This window comes from Pseudomonas capeferrum, from assembly GCF_013523055.1.
Lineage (GTDB): Bacteria > Pseudomonadota > Gammaproteobacteria > Pseudomonadales > Pseudomonadaceae > Aquipseudomonas > Aquipseudomonas capeferrum_A.
Genome location: NZ_JAAMQM010000015.1, coordinates 48,380 through 70,194, shown reverse-complemented (window position 1 = coordinate 70,194; position 21,815 = coordinate 48,380). Strand labels below are relative to the sequence as shown.

Here is a 21,815-nt window from a genome sequence, read left to right as displayed (position 1 = left end):
AAATCGAGCCAAAAAGTCTCTTTTTCCACCGGAACAAGAGATTTGAATCTTGTTGTTAACTGTGTAGAATCTTTTTTCAATTTATACTGGATTTCTCTGCTTTATTTGTTTAGAGAGCGTCCTGAATCGTGTTAGACGCCGCGACCAAACTGGAGCCGCACAATGCCCAAAGCTAGCGACAAGACCGCAAATGAATCGACAGGACGGCGGTCTGCGCCCGCCAAAGCACCGGCAAAGCCACCTGCTAATGCTGCGGCGAAGCCGGTAGCTAAAAAATCTGCTGCAAAAACGCAAGCCAATCAATCTGCCGCTGCGCCTACGAGAGCTCGTGCATCTGCAAAGGCCAAAACAGCAGCACCAGAAGATAAGGCAGTTGCAGCCATCAAGACTCGGAACACTATGCCAGGCTCCCGCCTCGTCAAGATGATCAAGAAGGTTATCGTTGATCGTGGGCTACCTGATCGTGAAATTGCAGATGTCATGGGTATCACGGTCATATACTGGAACTCCCTGGCTAACGGGAATCGGCAGATACGATCGCTCGGTAAGGAAAAGCTGCAACTGGTAGCTGACTTCCTTGGCCTCCCCCTCATTCAGGTTTACAACCTGGCTGATTTCTTCACGCCAGAGGATTTTGTTTACAAGAAAGATCTTGATGAGCAACTCTGGCTGTCAATTGAGAAGATGGGTAGCGATCCTACCTGGGCTGGTTACATCCCGAAGAAGGAAGAATGGGAGCAAACCCCTCTCTCTGTTCGCATGACCATGGTGTTGCTCTATGAGCAGCTCTCTGGACGCCAGTTGTTGGCTAAGGCAGAAATTGAGCTACCTGGTATTCAAGCCCCACCTTCTGCATAAATTCCAGAAATAAAGAAACCCCGGTCATTGACCGGGGTTTTTTGGAGGTTAGAAAATGAACGTAGCCGCTGGTGGCTGCGACGTTGTTTCTGATGGTTCGGCCTTTTCCGGCTCTACCATGGGTTTTTCAGGTGCAGTCTCAAAGAAAAGATTCTCTTCTGTTTTGCGGGCAGCTGGAAGTGGCGGGACCACAGAGACCTCAGGAACGATAGTCACCTCATTTTGATCTGCCTCAGACGGAATACCTTCAGATGTTGATGTACTGAAGAAAACGTTTGTTTCAGAATGTGGTGGCGCTAAATCGGCAGTTTCTACAGTCAACGGATCAAACTCGGTGGCGTGTTCTCCAAGGATTTTTTCAGGATCCATGCAGAATGACAGCAAGCTAGATACTTGAATGTATGCAACTCCTTCAATGCTAGGACCGGTAGGTACAGCAGACAAAACCGACGCGCACATTTTCTCCAAGTTGGAAAATTTACTTGAAAGCACGCTCATGGCTTCAGCCTTGTCCTGAACCCGACGGATCAGCCCCAAGATTCTTGAAGTGGTTTTACCGTTGCCCTTACGAGTCCAAGAGCGATTTACGTCCTCGGCAATCTCTAAAGCTGCCTGCCCGACCAACCCTTTGACCTCCTTTTGAAGCGCATCGCCTTCACCAAAGTAGCTGGTGTTACTGATGCGAATAGCCGAAGTGTCGAAAGTTAGCAGTCTCTCCAGTACAGAGACCTGTGGAGCATGCTGACGGATCAAGTCCGCACGAGATTTGCCGCCTTGCGTTGCAACAGAGTTAGCTGGAGACTCAGCCCAATCCTCCACAAGTTTTGGAAGAGCCTTGAGGAAAGTTGCTTTCTCCGCTAGATACTTTTCTTTGATCGCGTTGAGAACCTTTGCAAGCTCTTGGGCGTGTTGAGTAGGAACGAAGTATCCGCGAATTCGGTTGTTTACTTTTCGTGAGACCCCTACTTTCAGGATCTCCCGCTTTGCCTCCGATCGGTACTTGTTCACCCAAGCGAAGGACCCTGATGGCAGCATACGTCCAACCTCACGAATGAAATCGTCCCCATCAACTGTCTTCTCACCGGTGCTACCTCCAATGATGTAGTCAAAAAGCACCACGTCCTGAAGGATGCTGATGCCCAAGTCATCGGTTTGATTGGTCGTGCTCATGGTGGCTCTCCTGAAATTGAAAGAACGGGTCCCTTGCGAAAGACCCAGTGACAGGAGATGCCTCACAGGCACCCATAAACGAAAAAACCCCGGCGAGCCGGGGTTTGGTGGAGCGTTAGACAGTTCCGACAACGGTGGACCAAGCCGCCAAGATCGACGCAGCCTCATCATGTTGAGCGAAGTCAAGAACAGTCACTCGGAGTGCCATTTTCTGGCTTTCTTCAGTGGTTTTCCCCATTTGCATGAGCAGCCTGTAGTTCATGGCCCAATTCAGTACATTCCGAGTGGTGATCGTGAAGTTAAAGGCCATACCGCCGGCGCCGGCATCCTCCGTGAGCGCAATAAAGTTGGCTCTGATCTTGCTGGCCAGGGTAGCCATCGCATTCGCGATTACCTCTGGGGTGCCAGTTTGCTCAACAATGAGTTTGGCCTCGCGGCTTTCCTCCATGTAGGTGCAGTACATGACGTTGAAGCGGTCCATTGTGGCGATGTTCATCCTCTTGGTGCCCCTGTAACCGGAAGCGCTGCCCCCTTTACCGCCGGCTGACCCGTTGCCATTCGTATTGCCGGTTGCCGCGATCAAGCAGCCCGGAGAGATCTGAATCACCTCACCAGTCTGATCGAGGACAATTGGCTTCCCGTCAAGGATGCCGTTGAGACCCATTTGAATCTGCGGCGGCAGCTGATCGAACTCATCCAGGAGCAGGATGGAATTCGGAGTTTTAGCCCATTTACACACTTTTCCGTAGATCCATTTCATACCCTCAGGCCCGCACAATTTCCAGCTCCCAAAGAGGTCAGAGATCGTCGTTTCTTCGGAACACTGGACGGTGAAGACCGATCTGCCCGTACGGGATGCAAAGGCCTCCACCAACGTGGTTTTACCGGCGCCGGTTGGTCCATAGATATAGGTCGCTTTCTTGATGGAAGCCTTGAAAAAGTCCTGTGGAAGCCCTGCTGAAGCGGCCCAGAGGATCAACCGCGTGAGCAGTTCTTCGTCGAAGCTGTAAGGAACGACTTTTGGCGTGAAGGGGGTCTTAGCAAAGATTTTGGTTTGCATACCATCAAAAAATGGTGCTGTTGTACCGAAAACCTGTGGTGCTAAACGAACCTCTATCGGATTGAGGGTGTCGATTACAGCGTTGAGTTGTGGGTCATTGATGGAGTGAAAAGCAGTCATGGTCGAATCCCCAGTAGGCAATGGATGGCCTCTTGCGAAGGCCTGGTACAGAGGGATGCCTAACACGCTAGTAGAAGCATAAAAAAACCGGACTCCAAGGAGTCCGGCTGGTCTTTCGTTTAGGCTCTATACAATCCCTGCTTCAGTGCTGCAAAGACAGCTGTCGCAAGGTCGGTATCAGATTTTGCTACCCCGCAGGCCATGCCTGCATCCAGATAGCGTTTAACATGATCATCACCGATCAGGACGAAGCGTACCTCGATCCCCATCAATGCAGCCTCCTCAACGGCTGAGCGCAGCACGTCGCTGTTCCCAGGATCCCCATCAGTGACCACAATCAGGATTCGTCGAGCTTCCGGTCGATCGATGAGTTTCTTGAGCGCCCAAACCACTGCAAGGTGGGTTTTCGTTCCACTTTTGGGAATTGGCTTGTACCGCTGCAACGTGCCGGCCCAGCTTTCTTCAAATGCGTGCCATTCCCGTACCACCGTGTTGTACGTAGCAATTCCAAAAGGGATGGACGAATTGTTCAACACCTCACCAACTGCAACCGAAACACGGTTGCAAGCTTCCTGTGCAGTTATCCTATTTTCGCTCTCATTCTTTTCAGGGATCGAGCCGAACTTATTACCCATGGATGAACTTTCGTCACCTAACAGGTAAAAACAAGTATCAATCTCCTCTGCCAACTTTCTTTTAGTGAATATTAAATCATCACCTACAGCGGTTCGCCATAGTTTCCGGGTGTTGAGTCGCCCTTCACTTGCAGCCCATACCTCGTTTTGTGTGATTGTTTCAATGAGATCTTCAAAAGTTACTGACAGCATCGCAGCAGTCTTCTGAGCGCCAGCCCGAAGAAGGCTTCGATTTTCAAATGAGCCTCCAGCCTTAGAAAGACTCAATTCCTGCATCTCGTTTGAAGCATCTGGTTGATAGCCCCCCGACCGATTCTGGCCGACTCCAGGCAGACTAGAGCAGATGACATCTTCCAAGCCTTTTGCATAGCTTCCACAATCACTCTGACTCGCGTTAAGTACATGATTGATTGCGTCGGAGATATCTCCAGCTTTGGACGGTTGTCCATTACTACCTGATTTTGCTGGTGAGCCGGGTTCTCCTTGTGGTTCGGACTGGTTATCAGATCCTGGTTGCGGTGCACTCTGTTGTTGGTCCTTCGTTAATTTGAGCAGCTCGACAATTTCGTTAGCGGCATTATCCGCACCCTGAGTATCTGGTGCATTGCAGCCCTTTATAGCAATTGCCTTTACTTGCTCAACCAGAGGCGCACCGAATGTTGCAACAGCCAGGGCGCGATACTCAATAGCGAAATCCTTTAGGCAGGTTTGCTCAAGAAGCTCACTACGAAGCTCAGTGACCAACCAGGAGACCAAAATGGACTGAGGTGTTTCCTGACCTGCGACTGGGCCATGAAAAGTCCCTCTTTTCACCAGGATTTTTAAGGTGTTGTGTATGTTGTTGTTGGCTCCACGGAATCGCGGCTTTGCCAACAGCTCGCCGCGTGGATCTTCCAGGACGTTCTGCAACGTTCCAGAGATATCCGGTTTCATCACAACGGAGAAGTCGGTGTGAAGGCCATGGCACAGGATTTCATGATCGAGTAGACCTTGGATAAGTTCTAGATCTTCATCAGTACCCATGGCTGCGGTCAACGGCAAGGTAAGGAGCAACCCACCAGCTGCCTTATGATCCGGGCCAATTGAAGCAGTTGTGATATTCGCCCAGATGACACGTACCCGCCGACCCAGCTTGTTCGCTTCCGCGATCAGCAGATGGGTGTAGAGGTAAATGTGACGCATCGAGACGTTGGACGTTGCAGGAAGCTGCGCTTGAACGAGAGTCATGGATTTCCCCTTTTTCGAATGACGGCATCGGCTATGCCTACGCCTTACAGAGGGGAATGCTCGACACGTGACTAGAAGATCAATCTTCGGCTAATGGCAGCTCGATGCCATGCTTTTGCAACTGTTCGCGAAGTGCGCCCTGGAGGTCCTTCATGAGTGCCAATCCGTCGAGGGTAGGCGCTGCTAGCACTGCTGGCGCCGGCGTCTGTGAATGATGGTCGAAACTCGGCTGTAAGGTCCGGTCTTTGGCTTTGTAGCGGGCCACGTATTCCTCAACGATGTCACGCAAAAGCGCTGACGATGTGAGGCCTGGGTGGGATGATTGCGACATCTCAGCAACGATCGCCTGGAAATCTTCCTCTGTTGTACGACTCACCCTAGTCGACAATGGCTGATCAGCACTCTCACGGCTTGCGAAGTTGATTTTCTCTGCCTGGCCGAGGTAGGGCTCCAAAATCGGTGCCATCAGGTCTCGTACTGCCTCGTCATCCACGTACTGGAAGCATTGGATCTTGACGGTGCGACTCAAGAAGCCAACGAGAATGGGAGAGCTCTCCACGGCCTGAAGCAGGCGCAGCTCCGCAACAGCGTCATTAGCATACTTCCAGATGGTAGGCAGACTGATGACATACATGCGGCCGACGTCGCGGGCTATGTCCCCGGAGAGCAGTCGCTGGTAAATCGCTACCTTGACAGCGAGCGGTGTTGATTTCGCGGCCAATTTGTCACCCCCTATCCTATTGCTGACCCGGAATGAGGCCCGCTTTTACTGCACCAAACGTTATGTCACTGTTGCTGAGCCGCAAGCCCCAGAACAGGGCACGCGTTGCACCAGACTGCGTTTCACCATCTTGGCTCAGATCACCATAGCCGCGACTTTCTGCATCCATTTCCGCCAGCACAAACCCGTCATTGCACTCCGTCAACAACCGCAAGCGAGATGAGGCTGATTGTTTGATGGGGTTGGGAAGATACATGATGAAGTAGCCTCGGCCACCTTTACGAGCCACTCGGCCGCGAAGCTGGTGCAACTGTGCGACGCCGAAGTGCTCCGGGTTAACTGCAATCAGCAGGGTCAGGCCCGGAAAGGTTACCCCTACCTCAATCACCGTTGAGGCGACTAACAGTTTGATCTGCTTGGCTTTCATCCTGTCTATGATGTCAGCTTTGGCTGTCTCTGGCAGCCCACCATGAATCATCGCGGCATCGTCACCAAGGATTTTCCTGAATCGTTCGTAGGCGTTCTCCACAGCGTTGCGAGTGTCAGCCTCACCATTGACGACTGGGTAGATGAATGCGACCTGCCCACCTTGCTTGATGATCTGCATCACCAGTTCATGCAGCTTCTGCCTGGCGTTGTGGGTGATGATCCTGGTGACGATTTCCCTCGGTACCGGCGTAGTTCTCAGGATTGAGATCGGAAGCCCACCGAGCTTAACCAGCGCGACAGTTCGGGGAATCGCGGTTGCAGTTGCTTCAAGGTAGTTGGTGTGGGCCGCGATGAGTTGACTCCGCTGGGCCACAGAGAAGCGTTGTTGCTCGTCAGCGATGACCAGGTCGAAGACTATCCCTGCCTTTTTGGCGGCTGAAAGAACTGCAGTTGTGCCGACCACGATTCCGGCAGTCAGGTCAATGTGGGCCTTTCCAATCGGACCAACAACAGTGACAACCGGGATCTCGTAAAAGAGGCTGCTCAACTCGGCCGCCAGTTGCTGCGCCAAGATTTGTCCGGGCGCGATAATCGCAACCTTTGCCCCCGCGAGGTAGCTTGCCGCAGCTGGAACCATGAAAGTGAATGACTTGCCCGTGCTGACATCGCCCGACAGGATGCGCTGCATCGGATATGGCGACCTGAGGTCTGACACGATCTCGTCGATGGCTTGAAGCTGATCGGCGGACGGAGAGAAAGGAGCACGCTTGATTAGGTCAGCAACTTGGGCTCGGTCGATTCGCAGGAGGGCACCTTTGACTGCTGGTCGGTTGCGATGTGCCTCAACGCGATTAACAAGCGCCTGTATGCATACGGCCTTGGCAATCCTCACCGCCTCCTCTCCCTCCCGCACTGACAGAGGGGTGTGCAGGTTACGCAGCAAATCAGCAGGGTCGACAAGGCCTGTCAGCTTCCGAAAGTCATCTTCGTGCATGAGTGCCTGTTCTAGAAGTAGGCAGGCTGCCTCGTTGATGTGTGCCATAGCCGCAGTGATAGCTTCACCAAGAACCTCAGCACTCACCTGATTCTGCTTTCCCTGGTAGACGGGCATCACACGTCCAATCATCGAAGAGGGTATGACCATTGGGTTGGACATTGAGAGTCGGCCCTCATAGGTGACCACCTCGCCGTAGGTGTGCACAGTGGCGCCAAATTCGTACCCCATCCAGGGTTCGATCGAAGGCTTACCAATCAAGTTGATGTGCAAGCGCTGACCCCGCCCGTCGACCAATTTGACGAATCCGCGGAACGCCCCCTTGACCTCATGCAGAGCAGCGCCGGCACGGTCATAGATAACTCGCTCGATCAAGGTCAGCGACATGTACGAGGCAAGCCCAGTGTCGGGCAGGGGGAGCACCTCAATGGGGTCATGAAAATCCCTGTATTCCTTCGGCACCGTCAAAAGGCACTCGGGCAGCGATGTGAATCCCAGGCGTGTGAGTCGGCCTATGTCATGCATAATCAGATTTCATGAGCTTATGATCGAATATGGATAGTCACGCGTAACTATAACCCATGAGTATCAAAAAGCGCTCCCCTAGGTCCAGGATAGGCACAAAAAAGCCCTAGACGATGGATGTCGTCTAGGGCTGTGCGGAACATTCAGTGGCTGACCCGAGAGTCGCCGTTATGGCCCGTGATCAAGCGAACCGAATCACCAGGAGAGAAGGTTTCAGCTGCGTCTTTGGCCTGGGTGACCGCCTGCAAGCTGCCGTCACTGGTCATTTTAACGGTGATCTCGATCCCATCAGCATCGTGGGCCTTTTTGTCGACCGCAGCACCAATAGCAGCGCCAACGGCACCAGCGACAACCATGACGGCCAGTTGTCCCAGACCACCACCGCCATTGCTGCCGGCGATAGCGCCCAGGGCACCACCTGCCATGCCACCGATCGGCGAAGGCTTCCCATTGATTTTGACATCACGAACAGAGTCGACGACTCCCAGTTCAACCTTCATTTTCTGCATGGCAGTTGACTGCGAGTAATCCCGGCTCGTCATGTTCGATGCGCATCCAGACATTGCAGCAGTAGTAACGATCAGCACAGTCGCGATGAATTTTTTCATATTTAGCATCCTTGAGAGTGTTTCGCTTTTGTAGGGCGAATTAGAGAGACGGCATTGGCCGTGAGGTTTTGGTTATCTGTACACTCTCGGTATGTGCAACACGCGCTTGTAAGCGACTGAAAATAATCAACCCTACGTTTATGGAACCGTGTTGATCATCTCTTATGCCCTTTGCTCTCAATTTAAATGCACACAATTATGGTTGGCACGGGAGCGCGACCCAAAAAAAGCTCCGCCTGGGCGGAGCTTAGAAAGAGCTTCAATTAGTTGTATGTATTGTCACCAGCCTTCTTCGAGATATCTTCTTGAATATTCTTGACTTCAGGAAGGACGGTCGCGTTCATGATGTCAGTTACAAACTCAGATAGATCGAGTGCTGAGAAGTCAATTCGCTGGAACTCTTCAACCGTAAAGCCACCACAACTAGGGCTTTCGGCCGTGCCCCATCCCTTCCCTATTTGCGGTTTGCCCTGCTCGTTGATTATCTTCGCAAGCACAGAGTTGTAACAACAGTACGCTTGGGTGGTTTCCAGGCACGCGCCGAAGACTTTCTTGGAGCAGTAGCTGCCGACGAAGTGGCAAAGATTTGCGCCGCGGTGCATGCCCAGTTGCTGTTCCTCTGGTTCACATGACTTAAGCTCCATCACCACTTGAATTGCCACAGCAGCCGCAAAACTGTATGGATCAAAATAGAACCCGCCGCCAAGGCCGTACACGGGGCCGCCAAGCATGCCGGTAGCTGGGATAGTACCGCCAACTGCATAACTCAATCCGTAAACACTGAAGCTGAGTGTTGGTGCAGATGGTGCAGCGGCACCCAATGCAGACGCGCCTTGTTTAACCCACTCTACGTTGTTGTACGCGAAATCGTACATATACTTCGAGCCGTAACTAGCTAGGCCGCCTCCTACTGTAGAAACGGCTTGCCCCATAATGGAGTAGTTTGTTTCAGCGCCGCTGCTCTTACCACAGCAGTTCTTGATACCGCCGTAGCCTTTCCGGCAGGACTCATCTTCACCACCGAACAACTCCCCGTCCGAACCGTACACCCCAGCTTCTCGGGCAGCTTCTTTAGCTGCAACAGCTTTGGCGAAATCACTATCCGAAGGGTAACTTGTATCCCAGCAGACTCCCTCGTAACAGGAGACCTTTGTGCTGCAGTCCTCTGTGGTCGTGGTCTCGCCTTTTTTTGTGATGCAACTATAGGTCACCTGAGACATGACACACCCGATCGGGTCGGTGCTCTCGATACAGGTCTGGTCGATTTTTTTGCACCCCTTGTCCTCGAACTGCTGGCAGTCATTCTCTTTGTTCGGATTGATGCAGGAGTAGTCGTCTTTGTATTTCCAGCATGCCTTATAGACTGGCAGTCCGTTGATTACACGGGTTTCAGGCCCTTCGACGCAGGTGTGCGCTGCTTTGTAGCACAACGGATTTGTGGCGAGAGGATTGCACTGACTGGTATCAAGTTCGTCTCGGATGATCGTATGGGTATCGTCCAGCTGGACAGTGTCCGATGGTTTCGGAGTTGCAGGGTTATCGCAACGATAGGTTCGCTGCTCAACCAGGCACGTACCATTCCAGGCTGTTGAAATGCATGAGGTCGACGTTTGATAACAGCCCGCTACCTTTGAAATCGCAGCACAATAATCAACAGAATCAGGCTTGATGCACTCATAAGTAGATCGGTAGCGCCAGCACTCTTTATAGATCATATTGCCGGCAATATTACGGGTCTCAGGCCCTTCAACGCATGCTTGGCCTGTGATCCGGCAATCTGCCGCATACACAGTTGCGGATATAGCAAAGAAAATAGCTATAACACAAAAGGCTGACTTCAGCGCTAACAGTCCGTGCGCTGCAGTTGTTCGAAGTATTTCTGTTAATTTTAACATCCCTATCCGCCAAATCAGAGCAGTATTATGGTTGGTTGGTCAGTTTGGTCATTTACAAGTTCTATCACTGAGATCTAGCCTGAAGTGAACTGCATTGGTCCGTCCATGTTTCAGTGCAAGCGCCTGGGCAAACCATTCGCGCATTCATCGTAATGTAAGTTTCCCCTGAGCCGCCAACCGCTGTTCTGGTTTCTAAGATGTTGTTGCCTGCGACCAAATAGGGCCTTAGATCAATGTTAGGCCGGGTCTCGTTGCTTTCACCTCTTTCAGGATCGCGCAATACACCATCACCCACATCAACGCGATAGCAGGCTCGGCCTTTGTTGCAAGTAGTTAAAATCCAATCAAGTGTTGCACCACCAAATGGGCCACTAAACACGGTATGACCATTTATCTTTATTAGGATATAGTCATCATAAGCAACAGATGCTAGGACAAAATCAGTGATCAATGCCGGGTCTTTAATGGAAAATTGCAATGAGCGGTCGTAAAGGCCTTCGCTCCAGTAGTTGTCGCCGATGGAGCCAAATTGGAGCGCATAAGTACCAGAAGCTGCATTGGCCAGGGACCAGCTTGTATACATGTCTGCCTGGGTGGTTCCGGGAATAATCCCGCCATTATCGCACCCGGCCACTGGGGGTTCGCATACAATGGCAAGAAACTTATCGCAGGTTACGTTTTCAAGAGAATTGTATGTTTTGTTGCATTGGAAGTTGGCTTTTGTGTCGACATTAACTACCTGCCCCATTGTGCAACTGTTGTTTTCGCTGAGGTTGTACTCGTTGCAGACCTCGGTCGAGTAAATGTCAGGGGTTGTAGTGGTTTTTGTACCGCAGTTTTCGGTAATGTCTCCGGGTTTAGCGTTATTAATGATTTCCCCGATGCCGCTTATGATAGGGTCGTTCTCATCTACATCAACTTTTACACGCTCGTACGGGTTCTTAGCAAGGAAGTTGACTGCATCGCATTCTTGGTTGGCGATTTGGTCGGGACCATCGGCCTCTGTCTTGCAGGTGTTAATCCGTGAGGTGCCGACGTTGAAGAGTGATGAGTTGCCAAATTGCGAAGACTGCGATGGCGTATCGGTATAAAACGGCATCGCCTTTGCATTGGAGGAAGTCACATTAGAGGAAAGTTTACTGAGGTTCGACTTGCCGAGTGCAGTCCCCTCAGAGTGTGGATCAGCCACAGCAGTGCTCGACAACAGCAGCATTGCGGCCAAGGTCAGCAGGCCATTGGCTCTTAGTTTCATTGGGATTGGACCTCGTTGACCTTGGTTGGCGAACTAGCATCCTGAGTAAACAGGCTAGGATCCGCCGGTGGAGATCCGTCCTCGCAAACGTTCATGCCCCAACCGACCTCAAGAGGGCCGGAACCGCCGTTGACCTTAGGTACCATCTGCTGTGTGTACTGAATTGCCACACGTGCACAGCCTGGTTGTTGGAGCTGTTCAACGACCTTTGCCTCAACCATGATCGGTTCGCGAGATTTTGATGTAGCCATCCACACGTCAGCCTGGTCACCGGTTAGCTCTGCTGACGCATGCCCAGATTTGACCGTTTCAATCAGAATTTCTTTTGAGGTCTGGGCCTGCGCCGTGGCAGAGGCAGTGGCGAGGACGATGATGGTTGTACACAGGGACAACAGTTTGGCTTTGAAATGCATTTCAGCTTCCCGGATACTGACAGTATTTTACACGTAACTGTAATCAGCTTGGTCTGGGAATGCAATCTGATAGATTTGCGCCTTCTGCTAGCGATTGCTGACCTTCAATCGATGCATATGAATAATTTTTCCGAGATGGAAGCAATGGTCGAGATCTATAGAGACGCAGAGAAATGGTTTCTAGCGAGCCCCTCAGGCTATCTGGCGCCGATGCTTGCGATGGCAGTTCTATTGAGAGCACTGCCATCACACTGGCTGGTAGTATCACTACTCAGATTTATCGGTGTCGCGTGCCATGAGGCATTGCATCTCACAGTCGGGTTCTTCACGAGGGCAAAGCCAGTCCGGATGTCCCTGATACCCAGGCGAGAGGGAAATCACATTATCCTCGGGTCAGTGGAGTTCGAGCGCCTGACATGGGCGAATGCTTGGGCAACCGCCCTCGCACCCTTGGTAGCTTTACCCGCCCTTTACGCGGTCGCCATTTGGCGAACATCAAACCATGCTGGCGAACTGGCAATGGAGGACCTCGTGGGGTGGGCTCTTGCAGGTTCAACAATCCTGCACTGCTGGCCATCAAGGGCTGACTGGCGGCTGGCGCTGATCTCATGGCCAGTGCTTGGGGCGGCGTTGCTATCCGCGGCGCTGTACGTCTGGACTCAGGATTTATCAGTTCTGTTGGCCTGGAGAAGTGTGGCATCGTAGTCAGGACGCTTCATGTGTTTGTGTGTCGAAAGCCAGTTGGTTGCGAAGCTTGTTGCGTCGCTTTGCTCTTTTGCCGTGAGCCCGAATGACGATAAGCCAGATGAGTTCATTCCAGGCTTCCCTTTGTTAAGACCGACGTATATCAGCCACCATGATGCCGCCATCTTCGCGTTCTGATCCATGCCGTGGCCATTTCGGTACATGGCCGAGAGGATGGCTGGGGCATTGGGCTCACTTGCCTGCGCTGCTTTCGTCAACCAGTTGTACGCTTCTTGGTATCCCCCGCTTTCGTAGAGCATCCGCCCAAGCAGATAGTAGGCCGTGACGTTGCCGCGGTTTGCACCTTCGTTTGCCCACGTCCAGGCCCTGTCATGGTCGCCCTTGTTGAGGTAATAGAGTGAGAGGCGAACCGCTGCAAGATCGACCGAGGCGTCCTTCATGGAAGATTCGAACATTTCCATAGCCTTGACCTCATCTTTCGCCACCCCGCGGCCAAGCAAAGTGAGGACAGCCAAGTTGTACCGAGCAAGGGGGTAGTCTGCACTTGCGGCAGAGAAATATGCCGCCGCCGCTGTGCTGTCCTGTTTAACGCCTTCCCCGTGATCCAAGAGATAGCCCACCACATTCTGTGCTCGGCTATTCCCCCCCTGAGCGAGTTCAAACAGCTTCGGCAGCGCAGCTTTGTCCCCTGCTTTGTAGGCAGCCCAGGTCCGAAGTACGTTGCCACCCTCCCGCGCGGTTGTAAGTAGCCCCTTCATGGCAGTTGAGATGTCTGGAAGGCCGGTGCCCCCTGCTGCTGCTTCGTTGCTGAAGTAAGCAGCTGCGGACGTGTCTGGGGCGCTGCCTGCAGCACAGGTGAGGCTCGCGAACGCTAACGGGAAAGCCAACAAAGCCGGCAGTCGATTCAGTAAAGGCATTTTCTGATACACCTTGTTTATTGGTACGCGTAATGTATTCTTTAGCGCATGAAAAAACTATCCCTTCCTTTTCTCCTGGTAGGTGCATTGACCGGGTATCCCACTGCAGGACACGCGGACTGCTTCGCCGAGGCAGCTGAGCGCTATAGGGTTAGCGAGAAGCTACTTCGCGCCATCCAGGTCACCGAGAACCGGCCGGGCAAACCAGACGTAGTGAGCCCAAAAAACAGCGATGGCACCTGGGATATTGGCTTGATGCAGATCAACTCATCGTGGCTCCCGAAGCTTTCGCAATTTGGCATTGGTGAGAAAGAGCTTCTAGATCGTTGTGTTAGCGCGAATGTTGGAGCTTGGATCTTGGCGAGCAACATTGCCTCTCACGGTCCCGTTTGGAAGGCTGTGGGTGCATACAACAGCCCTAATGCGGAAAGTCAGCGGATATATATTCAGAAGGTAATGAATACCTATGGCGGTTTGTAAATGAAGCAGCTATTCAGCAGTTTTTTTGCTGTTCTACTATTTGGTTGGATTTTGTACACGGTATCCCCGGAGGAACCGTGTGAACGCGTCGAGCGTGGCGCTTTACCGGTCCGAGTAGTGTTTGACGCAGTCCGTTGGGCGGGCACGAACTACCTCAGCACGGATTCTAGGATTGACTTGCTGATTTGGAGCGTTTCAGCTGATAAATCCGTGCAAAGTTTCATCTCTCGTTTGTTCTACGGACCAGAGCTCAACTGCACTAACAGCCAGGCGTAATAGGAGCTTACTGTGGCAAGGGAACCAGATCTTTTTATTTACAACTCTCCGGCAGATAAACCTGCGGCCACATATTTGAACGACTTGTTCCGGATGGCCGCCCAAAATAAGATTCCGGATATTCATTTTCAATGGGTTCAAGGTGACGTGCACATCCAACTCAGGGAAGACGGTAAGCTGAGACACTTTGAAACCATAGAGCCAGCTATGGGCAAAATGATCGATACGAAAATTCGATCGCGGGCCACCATGGACCTTTCGCAGCATCAAATCCCCCTCGATGGCCGGATCGGATTGAGATACCCAGGGTTGGAGTTGGAAGTCCGTGTGAGCTTGGTACCGAGTCACAACGGACAAAAGATCGTATGCCGGTTGCTCGACCAGCAGAACGCATCGATGAATCTTGAACGAATCCGAATGCCGCCTTTGGTTGAGCACGCGTTCCGCGAGATGATCAACGAACCTCAAGGGCTGATCCTTGTCACCGGCCCAACGGGCTCAGGTAAAACAACGACCCTGTACGCAGCACTCAATGCCATCAATGACGGAACGCTCAATATTTGTACGATTGAGCATCCGGTGGAGTATGTAGTTAAGGGCTTTGTCCAAATCAACGTTACGCCCCAGCTCAGTTTCGCGCTGGGTCTACGCGCCCTGCTGCGTCAGGATCCTGACGTAATTCTGATCGGGGAAATTCGTGACCAGGAAACGGCGCAAATTGCCATTCAGGCAGCGAACACGGGTCACCTGGTCTTCGCCACATTGCACTCCAATAGTGCAGCTCAAGCCGTCCCTCGCATCATTGATCTTGGGGTTGATGCCCAAACACTTGCTTCTGTACTCATTGGCGTGATTGCTCAGCGACTAGTTCAGACTCTGCGGTCTGATATCGATCACGAATGGGTGCCCATTAATGATGTAGAGCGTATGTGGCTGAGGAAAAACGGGCTGCCAGCTATCACCGGCAAGGTACCCTTTGCACCATCGAAAGAATCGTTCTCAGGTAAGTGCCCAATCATTGAACTAATCAGATCTGACAAATCTGTACGTACAGCAATAATCGGTGGCGGTGGCGAGATGACAATCCTGAACGCTGCTGCTCGGCAAACCCAATTCGACACTCTTGGCCAATCCGCTGTGCGGATGGTGACTGACGGTATAACCACCATGGCACGGGTACGGTCGCTAATTAAAGATGATTCCGTAAAGCCAACTGTCAGGCGCATCGGTGATGTTCTAATCGCTCAGGGTCTTATTACCTTTACGCAAGCAAATCAGGCCGCTGAACTACAGTTACGTTGCACTATTGAAGGCAAAGTGAAAAAGTTCGGGCAAGCTCTCATTGATCTAGCGCTAGTGTCACAAGATGACGTAGTGAATGCCCTTGGTTTCACAGAGGGGGCAGTGGAATTTCTAACTGAGTTGGCCGCGGCCCGAAAAATCAACTTCAAGGCACTGAACGACACGGTCGAGCTGTGGCGCACAGAACGAAATCAAGAGTCAATCTTCGACATGCTCATCGAGCAGAACCTGATCAGCAAGGATCGTTTATATGAAGAAGTTTATTTCGCGGATGGCTATGGCAGCCCTGCTGGCAACTCCAATTCTCTCCTTAGCGCAGGAGGCGTTGCCGTCGCTGCCGTATAGAGAGGTTGCGGCCCAGGCAGAAGACAGTCACAAGGTCATCGTTTTCTTTTCCTTTGCGTGTCCCGTCTGTGCTTCGTACGATCAGACCTTTGCTCGGTGGGCCAAAACAATGCCGCCTGGCTGGTCCGCAGAGTTCCTTCCAGTAGCGGTGCCCGACAAAGGCAATTACATTGCTGCTCGTGCATTCTTTGCTGTCCAGGACGCAGATCCAGCCCGCCTTGATGCCTTCATGTCTGCGGCCTATACGTTGATCCAGCAGAATGGCATGACGATGGAGAGCCCTGATACCTGGTCGAAAGCTGTAGCGATCGCAAACGTCCGGGGATTCAACGATGCCTGGCTCAACGTCACTCAGCAACGGCTGGAGAAGGCTTTTGCCAAGCTCCTCACATATGGCGTCGATGCCACACCTTCCATGGTCATCAGTGGGAAGTATGTGATCACACCTGACGATGTATCCGGTGATAGTGCGCTCTACATGAATTTGGCAAACGGCATGATTTCTAAGGTGATGCAGGAGCAATAGCCCAGTCCACGGTTTGCTCTGTCATAGCACGAACCCCCGTTTAAACGGGGGTTTTGCATTTATGCGGCTAGGGTGTCTGGGTGCCCCGCTACAGAGAAGATCTGTCTAGTCCGAATGCAGGCAGTGTTTCACAAAAAAGCCCGACGTATAGTCGGGCTTTCTTTAATCCTATGAGGTTAGCTTTTGCCCCCTCTAGTCGTCGGCGGCTTGGCGTCGTCGTCACCCTTGTCTTCCGGGTTCACAACGGTTTTTTCCAGGGTCATTACTCTCGTAACGGGGGCTGGCTTCCCTCCTCCACTGAATGGCGACTCGTAAGCATCCGCAGCCCCCATCATGCCATCTCCGTATGGGCTACCAGACCCATTGTCTGAGCTGGACAGTTGTGGCTCACCTGCTGAGAGTCCAGCGCTAGCATGCGATTGCTCACCCGCGCTCATCAAACCAGCACCCGATGCCGTCATCATTTCACCAGCTTGTTCTGTATGAGACTCGGCGAGGGCTGGTTGCGATCCAACATGGAGTTGTCCGGTATGAACTGAGGTGGCCCCGAGTTCAATGGGCTCCATTAGGTTCTGATTAGCCCCCGCTGTCATGAGTCCCTCACCTATCCCCGCTCTTAGCTCCCCGGCGTGGCCCCCGGTCGGCGCCTGTGCCTCGGCTCCGGTAAGCGCTGCGGCCGCCTCGGGCTGGCTGACTTGAAAAGGTGCAGCGTCCTGGCGGATCGGTGCATGTGTCTCGGCGCCAGTCAGCGCTGAGGCCGCGGCGAGCTTGCTGGCTTGAAAAGGTGCAGCATCCTGGCGGATCGGTGCGTGTACCTGGTCCCCGGACAGCGTTGCCGCTGCCCCGGGCTGGCTGGCTTGTACAGGTGCAGCATCCCGGCGGATCGGTGCGTGTGCCTCGGCGCCGGTAAGCGCTGCGGCCGCCACGTGCTGGCTGGCTTGAGCGGGTGCAGCATCCTGACGGATCGGTGCCGGTGCCTGGGCTTCGGTCAGGGCTGCCGCTGCAGCGGTCTGGTTGGCCTGAGTAGGTGCAGCATCCTGGCGTATCGGTGCATGTGTCTCGGCGCCGGTCAGCGCTCCGGCCGCCACGGGCTGGCTGGCTTGAGCAGGCGCAGCATCCTGACGGATCGGTGCGTGTGCCTGGGCGTCGGTCAGGGCTGCGGCCGCGACGGGTTGGTTGGCCTGAGCAGGTGCAGCATCCTGGCGGATCGGTGCTTGTGTCTCGGCGCCGGTCAGCGCTCCGGCCGGCACGGGCTGGCTGGCTTGAGCAGGCGCAGCATCCTGACGGATCGGTGCTTGTGTCTCGGCGCCGGTCAGCGCTGCGGCCGCGACGGGCTGGCTGGCCTGAGCAGGTGCAGCATCCTGGCGGATCGGTGCTTGTGTCTCGGTGCCGGTCAGCGCTGCGGCCGCGACGGGCAGGCTGGCCTGAGCAGGTGCAGCATCCTGGCGGATCGGTGCTTGTGTCTCGGCGCCGGTCAGCGCTGCGGCCGCGACGGGCAGGCGGGCCTGAGCAGGTGCAGCATCCTGGCGGATCGGTGCTTGTGTCTCGGCGCCGGTCAGGGCTGCCGCTGCAGCGGGTTGGTTGGCCTGAGCAGGTGCAGCATCCTGGCGGATCGGTGCTTGTGTCTCGGCGCCAGTCAGCGCTGCGGCCGCGACGGGCTGGCTGGCCTGAGCAGGTGCAGCATCCTGGCGGATCGGTGCATGTGTCTCGGCGCCGGTCAGCGCTGCCGCTGCCACGGGCTGGTTGACTTGAGCAGGTGCGGCATCCTGGTGGATCGGTGCGTGTGCCTCGGCGCCGGTCAGTGCTGCCGCTGTTACAGGCTGATTGCTCTGCGCAGGAGTCGCGTGCTGTCGAATAGGTGCAGGTGCAGGTGCAGGTGCAGGTGCAGGCGCTTCAGCGTTCGCTTTCATCGGTGTGACCAGTGGCTGGCCATGAGCTGCAGCTTGCGTATTTTCGCCCGGGGCGGCCATCAAGTTGCCTGCGTGTCCGCCCAGTGGAGCAAGAGCATCGGCGGGCGCCGGCATTGGAGTAACTAGCGGCTGACCACTCTGTGCTTGAGCGCCTGCTGTTGCGCCATCACTCTGGAGCATCGAGCGCACACTTGAGCCGGGCTCATAGCGTTCAGGCTTGCCGTTCGCGGCCACATCAGCGTTGTAGTTGTCAGCCATGTGGTCGGAAGCGATCATCATCCCTGGGACGACCGAAACGTTGCCGGCGAGCTTGGTGGCGGCTGCGGCCTCCCGAACGGCTGTCTTCGCAGTTGCCGAGGCGACTTTCGCAGTTTCTGCAGCTTCTGCCACATGTTCACCATTCACCACTCGCGAGGCCTGACCTCGGTTACGGAGAAGTGCCGGTATCTCATGGCCAGCAGCGTTGGCGACGCGTGCAGCCTGCGCAACCTCTGTACCAGCTTCCGCGGTCTTAAGTGCTGCCTCTGCGCCTCTTGCTGCCATCACAGCCCTACCAGCTTGCGCGCCTTTGAGGGCAGCGTTACCCCACCCTGCGCCTGGCACAAACATTGTCGCTGCCGTAACGGCCATCGCAGTTTTAGGGTTCTCTTGCTCCCATTGCTGTTCAGCCTGACCTGCACCAATCATCGTGTTTGTGATTGGCTTGGTCGACATGGTGTCGCGGATCTGCTCAGGGGAAAGCGTGGTGTCTGAATTTTCGAGTGCGGTTTTCCCTGCTCGCATCTGTTCTTGTGCTTTAGGACGGCTACTTGGCAGTTGTGACGACACATATGTCTCGCGGTCTTCGTAAGAACGGTAAGGATCCATTCCTGATGCGACCTCTCTCAACTCCTGTGGCTGTGGAGCACCTGTTGGCCCGACCTGGTTTGCATCAACGCCAGAAACATTCATCGACGGATTGCCAATATTTGCACGAGAAACCTGACCGGCTGGGTTGTCACTGATCTGGGCCGCTTTGCCCCCTACGCCCTTAAATTTACTCGCATCACCTTCGCTCGGACCGCCCACAACGTTGCCCGTCATAGCCGAAATGACGTTAGCGAACTCGGTGTCCGCCCCAATCGACTTCAGAGCCCACAGCTGAGCGGACTCACGTGCCCCAACCATTCCGGTGGACTGTTGGGCGTATCGAGTTTCTAGCTCGGGGAATTTTTTGTTGAACTCACTGCGCTGAGAATCACTGAGACCCGCGATGGCCTGATTGAGGGCCTGCATACCCTGCTGCGAACGTGTGAGATTCCCACCGGTGGTCTCCTCACTGATCTTCGCGTTTGCGGAAACGCCGGCTTCCGCTGAGGTCGCTTGCTGGAAGCGATTGAACGACGACTGGGTGTCAGCGGTTGTTGCACTCAGACGACGACCGAGTGCGTTTTCAGTTGCGGCTTCTCTACCGGTGCTATGAGAGAACGTGTCAGCAACCGAGGCCTTCCACCCGGACATGTCGCTTTCATTTTTGGAGATCTCCGTACCAAATTGGGATGCTATCGTTGAGGCCTGAGACTTGGTCATATCCTTACCAGTGGCGTTCTGGATGCCGGCAGAAACACCTCCAAAAATGCCGCTGAAGCCAACTTTAGCGTCGAACGCCTCTTTGAACGAGTTCATCTCTTTGCCAGTGAAGCCCAAGGCCTGGCCAATGCTATCGCCCAGTTTCATCGCCTGTTGGGAGATACTACTATGCTGCCGATCAAGCGACTGCATACGTTGATCTGTCCAGCTATCACCGGATTTGTACGAGGACATCTGACGGAGAGATGCCTCCACTGCTGAGGAGCTCTCGCTGCGCTTCGAATGGTCAGAACCGAAGGCACTCTGGGTAGAAGTGCTTAGAGTATTTTTCAGATCCGCAGAGTTCCAGTTGGCGCCATTCAGCGAAAGCCCATTATTGATGCTGCCAGAATGTTCGGACTGGTATTGGTTGCGACTTGCAACATCGACATGTGCCCCGTTCTTTACGAGATCAGGTGACTGGAGCTTTTCGTCATTGTGGTCACGTCCTGACCAGCGACTTGCAAGACTCACCATACCGTAAGCAGTTAGCCCAAGCATTGCTGCCGAAATGAGTGGGGTTGCGGCAAGCATGTCCGATGCAATACCGAGCCTAGTTGCCAGGACATCGTAATATACGGCCTTCAAGTTGCTCGGCACCAACCCTTTCTCGGTGAACTCAGTCAGCTTTTCAGCGACATCGTTTTGTATGTACATCTGAATTACTGCGGAGAATGGTAACCACGAAGTTGTCCAGATGCCAAAACCAAGGAATTTCACATACATCATCAAAGATCCAGCACCTTTGAATAGGCTGTAAATGATGACGATTGGGGCGAAGCCGAAGAAAAGGATCTGAAGAAAGACCATCGTCGGCATCATGATTTTAGCAAAGAAGCTTCCAGATGCTGCTGCGTCGGAACGGAACTGCTCGTCTTGCTGGGTAAGGGAGGACATGCAGAGGTTGAAGCTATTTTGATCCGCAACGCTGTCGAGACAGTTATATGTGCCAACTATAGAGTTAAAGAAGAATGCGTTGACCATGAAATCATCAGCGCTTTGTGCTGATGACCACAGCGAAGGCACCAAGTTAGTGATGGCGGCACTGACATCATCTGGCGTGTAAGCGCTACCTGAAGGACTTTTGTCCTTCATGCCCGCATTGATCATTTTCTTGGCGGCATCAGAGGAAGGGAAAGAACCAACTCGGCCGTCAAGCCTCGTTTGTGCCTCCTGGCACGAAAGCGCTAAGCCGCTAATGTTCACGTTATCCCAGTAGGTTGTAAGACCTGTGCCGCGGGAATGACCTAAAACGTAAGACACTATGTTCGTAGATTTCTGAAAATCCGCGATGCTGAACGTCGTAGAGCCTGGAACGCAGTCGATCACATATTGTTTGAGACTGGCAACAAGATAGGGATCAACATTCTCCACCCCTTTACGCAGAGTGAGGAGCAGTTTCAATGGCGTTACAAAGCCGTTCTGAGTTACGGCCATGTAACTGCCAGAAGTACTTTGGTATGCCGTGGTAATCTTTTCAAACAGACCGTACATAGTCGTCGTGAATAAGCTGGCCGGGGCGGCAAGTACGAGGGGGACGTTGTCGACCTTGTTCACCGTCCCTGTGTAGATGTCTTCGATCTTGACATCGGCCTTAATGGTGCAACAGGCAACCATCATAGCGAAGCCAAATAGACCACCTACAGGACCGTTAGCAGGGATGAACTGTTCAGATGCACCCTTTTGGATGACGAACATAATTCCCGAGATCAACGCAACGAACCCACCTACCAGGTACACGCCAGTCATGAATCCCTTAGCGTTGAACACCATCGCTACGCTATTAAGCGTATTATAGAAGGTCGAAACATCACCAAGTACATATACAGTGAAGTCCAT

15 protein-coding genes are annotated in these 21,815 nt (G+C 53.4%); 4 read left to right on the top strand and 11 right to left on the bottom strand.

What is annotated here, in order from left to right; all coding sequences use genetic code 11:
• Positions 1 to 162 precede the first annotated feature (162 nt).
• Entirely contained in the window at positions 163 to 858 is a 696-nt protein-coding gene (locus tag G7009_RS17605) for an XRE family transcriptional regulator (RefSeq protein WP_256213738.1), read from the top strand.
• 48 nt (positions 859 to 906) lie between these two features.
• Here the strand turns inward: G7009_RS17605 and G7009_RS17600 are convergent, their stop codons facing one another.
• From G7009_RS17600 to G7009_RS17555, 10 genes are all read right to left on the bottom strand, one after another.
• Positions 907 to 2,028, bottom strand: coding sequence for a DUF3150 domain-containing protein (locus G7009_RS17600; RefSeq protein WP_181131298.1), 1,122 nt, complete (start codon positions 2,026 to 2,028; stop codon positions 907 to 909).
• Positions 2,029 to 2,143: 115 nt separating this feature from the next.
• The gene (locus G7009_RS17595) at positions 2,144 to 3,208 is read right to left on the bottom strand and encodes an AAA family ATPase (RefSeq protein ID WP_060514613.1); all 1,065 of its coding nucleotides are present in this window, start codon (positions 3,206 to 3,208) and stop codon (positions 2,144 to 2,146) included.
• A 119-nt stretch (positions 3,209 to 3,327) separates the two neighbouring features.
• Positions 3,328 to 5,070: a VWA domain-containing protein gene (locus G7009_RS17590; protein WP_181131297.1), complete on the bottom strand. Its 1,743-nt coding sequence runs from the start codon at positions 5,068 to 5,070 to the stop codon at positions 3,328 to 3,330.
• A gap of 79 nt (positions 5,071 to 5,149) precedes the next feature.
• Complete coding sequence (locus G7009_RS17585; protein WP_181131296.1) at positions 5,150 to 5,791, bottom strand: hypothetical protein; 642 nt, start codon at positions 5,789 to 5,791, stop codon at positions 5,150 to 5,152.
• Between the two features lie 16 nt (positions 5,792 to 5,807).
• Complete coding sequence (locus G7009_RS17580; RefSeq protein ID WP_181131295.1) at positions 5,808 to 7,739, bottom strand: helicase-related protein; 1,932 nt, start codon at positions 7,737 to 7,739, stop codon at positions 5,808 to 5,810.
• A gap of 143 nt (positions 7,740 to 7,882) precedes the next feature.
• The gene (locus G7009_RS17575) at positions 7,883 to 8,347 is read right to left on the bottom strand and encodes an outer membrane lipoprotein (protein ID WP_060514587.1); all 465 of its coding nucleotides are present in this window, start codon (positions 8,345 to 8,347) and stop codon (positions 7,883 to 7,885) included.
• Positions 8,348 to 8,610: 263 nt separating this feature from the next.
• Positions 8,611 to 10,242, bottom strand: a complete 1,632-nt coding sequence (locus G7009_RS17570; RefSeq protein ID WP_258197969.1) for a conjugal transfer protein TraN — start codon at positions 10,240 to 10,242, stop codon at positions 8,611 to 8,613.
• A 64-nt stretch (positions 10,243 to 10,306) separates the two neighbouring features.
• On the bottom strand, positions 10,307 to 11,494 hold the full coding sequence (locus G7009_RS17565) for a hypothetical protein (protein WP_082425728.1): 1,188 nt from the start codon (positions 11,492 to 11,494) through the stop codon (positions 10,307 to 10,309).
• Positions 11,491 to 11,907 carry a hypothetical protein gene (locus G7009_RS17560; RefSeq protein WP_060514586.1) on the bottom strand — a complete coding sequence of 139 codons (417 nt, stop codon included), beginning with the start codon at positions 11,905 to 11,907 and terminating at the stop codon, positions 11,491 to 11,493. Before G7009_RS17560 ends, G7009_RS17565 begins: the two co-directional genes overlap by 4 nt.
• A gap of 659 nt (positions 11,908 to 12,566) precedes the next feature.
• Positions 12,567 to 13,529 carry a tetratricopeptide repeat protein gene (locus G7009_RS17555; protein ID WP_181131294.1) on the bottom strand — a complete coding sequence of 321 codons (963 nt, stop codon included), beginning with the start codon at positions 13,527 to 13,529 and terminating at the stop codon, positions 12,567 to 12,569.
• A 48-nt stretch (positions 13,530 to 13,577) separates the two neighbouring features.
• Here G7009_RS17555 and G7009_RS17550 point away from each other — a divergent pair, with 48 nt between their 5' ends.
• From G7009_RS17550 to G7009_RS17540, 3 genes are all read left to right on the top strand, one after another.
• Complete coding sequence (locus G7009_RS17550) at positions 13,578 to 14,009, top strand: lytic transglycosylase domain-containing protein (protein WP_181131293.1); 432 nt, start codon at positions 13,578 to 13,580, stop codon at positions 14,007 to 14,009.
• 288 nt (positions 14,010 to 14,297) lie between these two features.
• Positions 14,298 to 15,932 (top strand): GspE/PulE family protein, encoded by a 1,635-nt coding sequence (locus G7009_RS17545; protein WP_060514582.1) that lies wholly within the window; start codon positions 14,298 to 14,300, stop codon positions 15,930 to 15,932.
• Complete coding sequence (locus G7009_RS17540) at positions 15,838 to 16,458, top strand: thiol:disulfide interchange protein DsbA/DsbL (RefSeq protein ID WP_256213733.1); 621 nt, start codon at positions 15,838 to 15,840, stop codon at positions 16,456 to 16,458. The genes G7009_RS17545 and G7009_RS17540 overlap by 95 nt, the downstream gene beginning before the upstream one ends.
• 176 nt (positions 16,459 to 16,634) lie before the next feature.
• On the opposite strand, the gene G7009_RS17535 is transcribed toward G7009_RS17540, so the two are convergent.
• Positions 16,635 to 21,815 carry a conjugal transfer protein TraG N-terminal domain-containing protein gene (locus G7009_RS17535; protein WP_258197968.1) on the bottom strand — a complete coding sequence of 1,727 codons (5,181 nt, stop codon included), beginning with the start codon at positions 21,813 to 21,815 and terminating at the stop codon, positions 16,635 to 16,637.

Coding starts and splice junctions, on each gene's coding strand:
- G7009_RS17605 (WP_256213738.1), top strand. CDS start 163: ATGCCCAAAGCTAGCGACAAGACCGCAAATGAATCGACAGGACGGCGG.
- G7009_RS17600 (WP_181131298.1), bottom strand. CDS start 2,028: ATGAGCACGACCAATCAAACCGATGACTTGGGCATCAGCATCCTTCAG.
- G7009_RS17595 (WP_060514613.1), bottom strand. CDS start 3,208: ATGACTGCTTTTCACTCCATCAATGACCCACAACTCAACGCTGTAATC.
- G7009_RS17590 (WP_181131297.1), bottom strand. CDS start 5,070: ATGACTCTCGTTCAAGCGCAGCTTCCTGCAACGTCCAACGTCTCGATG.
- G7009_RS17580 (WP_181131295.1), bottom strand. CDS start 7,739: ATGCATGACATAGGCCGACTCACACGCCTGGGATTCACATCGCTGCCC.
- G7009_RS17575 (WP_060514587.1), bottom strand. CDS start 8,347: ATGAAAAAATTCATCGCGACTGTGCTGATCGTTACTACTGCTGCAATG.
- G7009_RS17570 (WP_258197969.1), bottom strand. CDS start 10,242: ATGTTAAAATTAACAGAAATACTTCGAACAACTGCAGCGCACGGACTG.
- G7009_RS17565 (WP_082425728.1), bottom strand. CDS start 11,494: ATGAAACTAAGAGCCAATGGCCTGCTGACCTTGGCCGCAATGCTGCTG.
- G7009_RS17560 (WP_060514586.1), bottom strand. CDS start 11,907: ATGCATTTCAAAGCCAAACTGTTGTCCCTGTGTACAACCATCATCGTC.
- G7009_RS17555 (WP_181131294.1), bottom strand. CDS start 13,529: ATGCCTTTACTGAATCGACTGCCGGCTTTGTTGGCTTTCCCGTTAGCG.
- G7009_RS17550 (WP_181131293.1), top strand. CDS start 13,578: ATGAAAAAACTATCCCTTCCTTTTCTCCTGGTAGGTGCATTGACCGGG.
- G7009_RS17540 (WP_256213733.1), top strand. CDS start 15,838: ATGAAGAAGTTTATTTCGCGGATGGCTATGGCAGCCCTGCTGGCAACT.
- G7009_RS17535 (WP_258197968.1), bottom strand. CDS start 21,815: ATGGACTTCACTGTATATGTACTTGGTGATGTTTCGACCTTCTATAAT.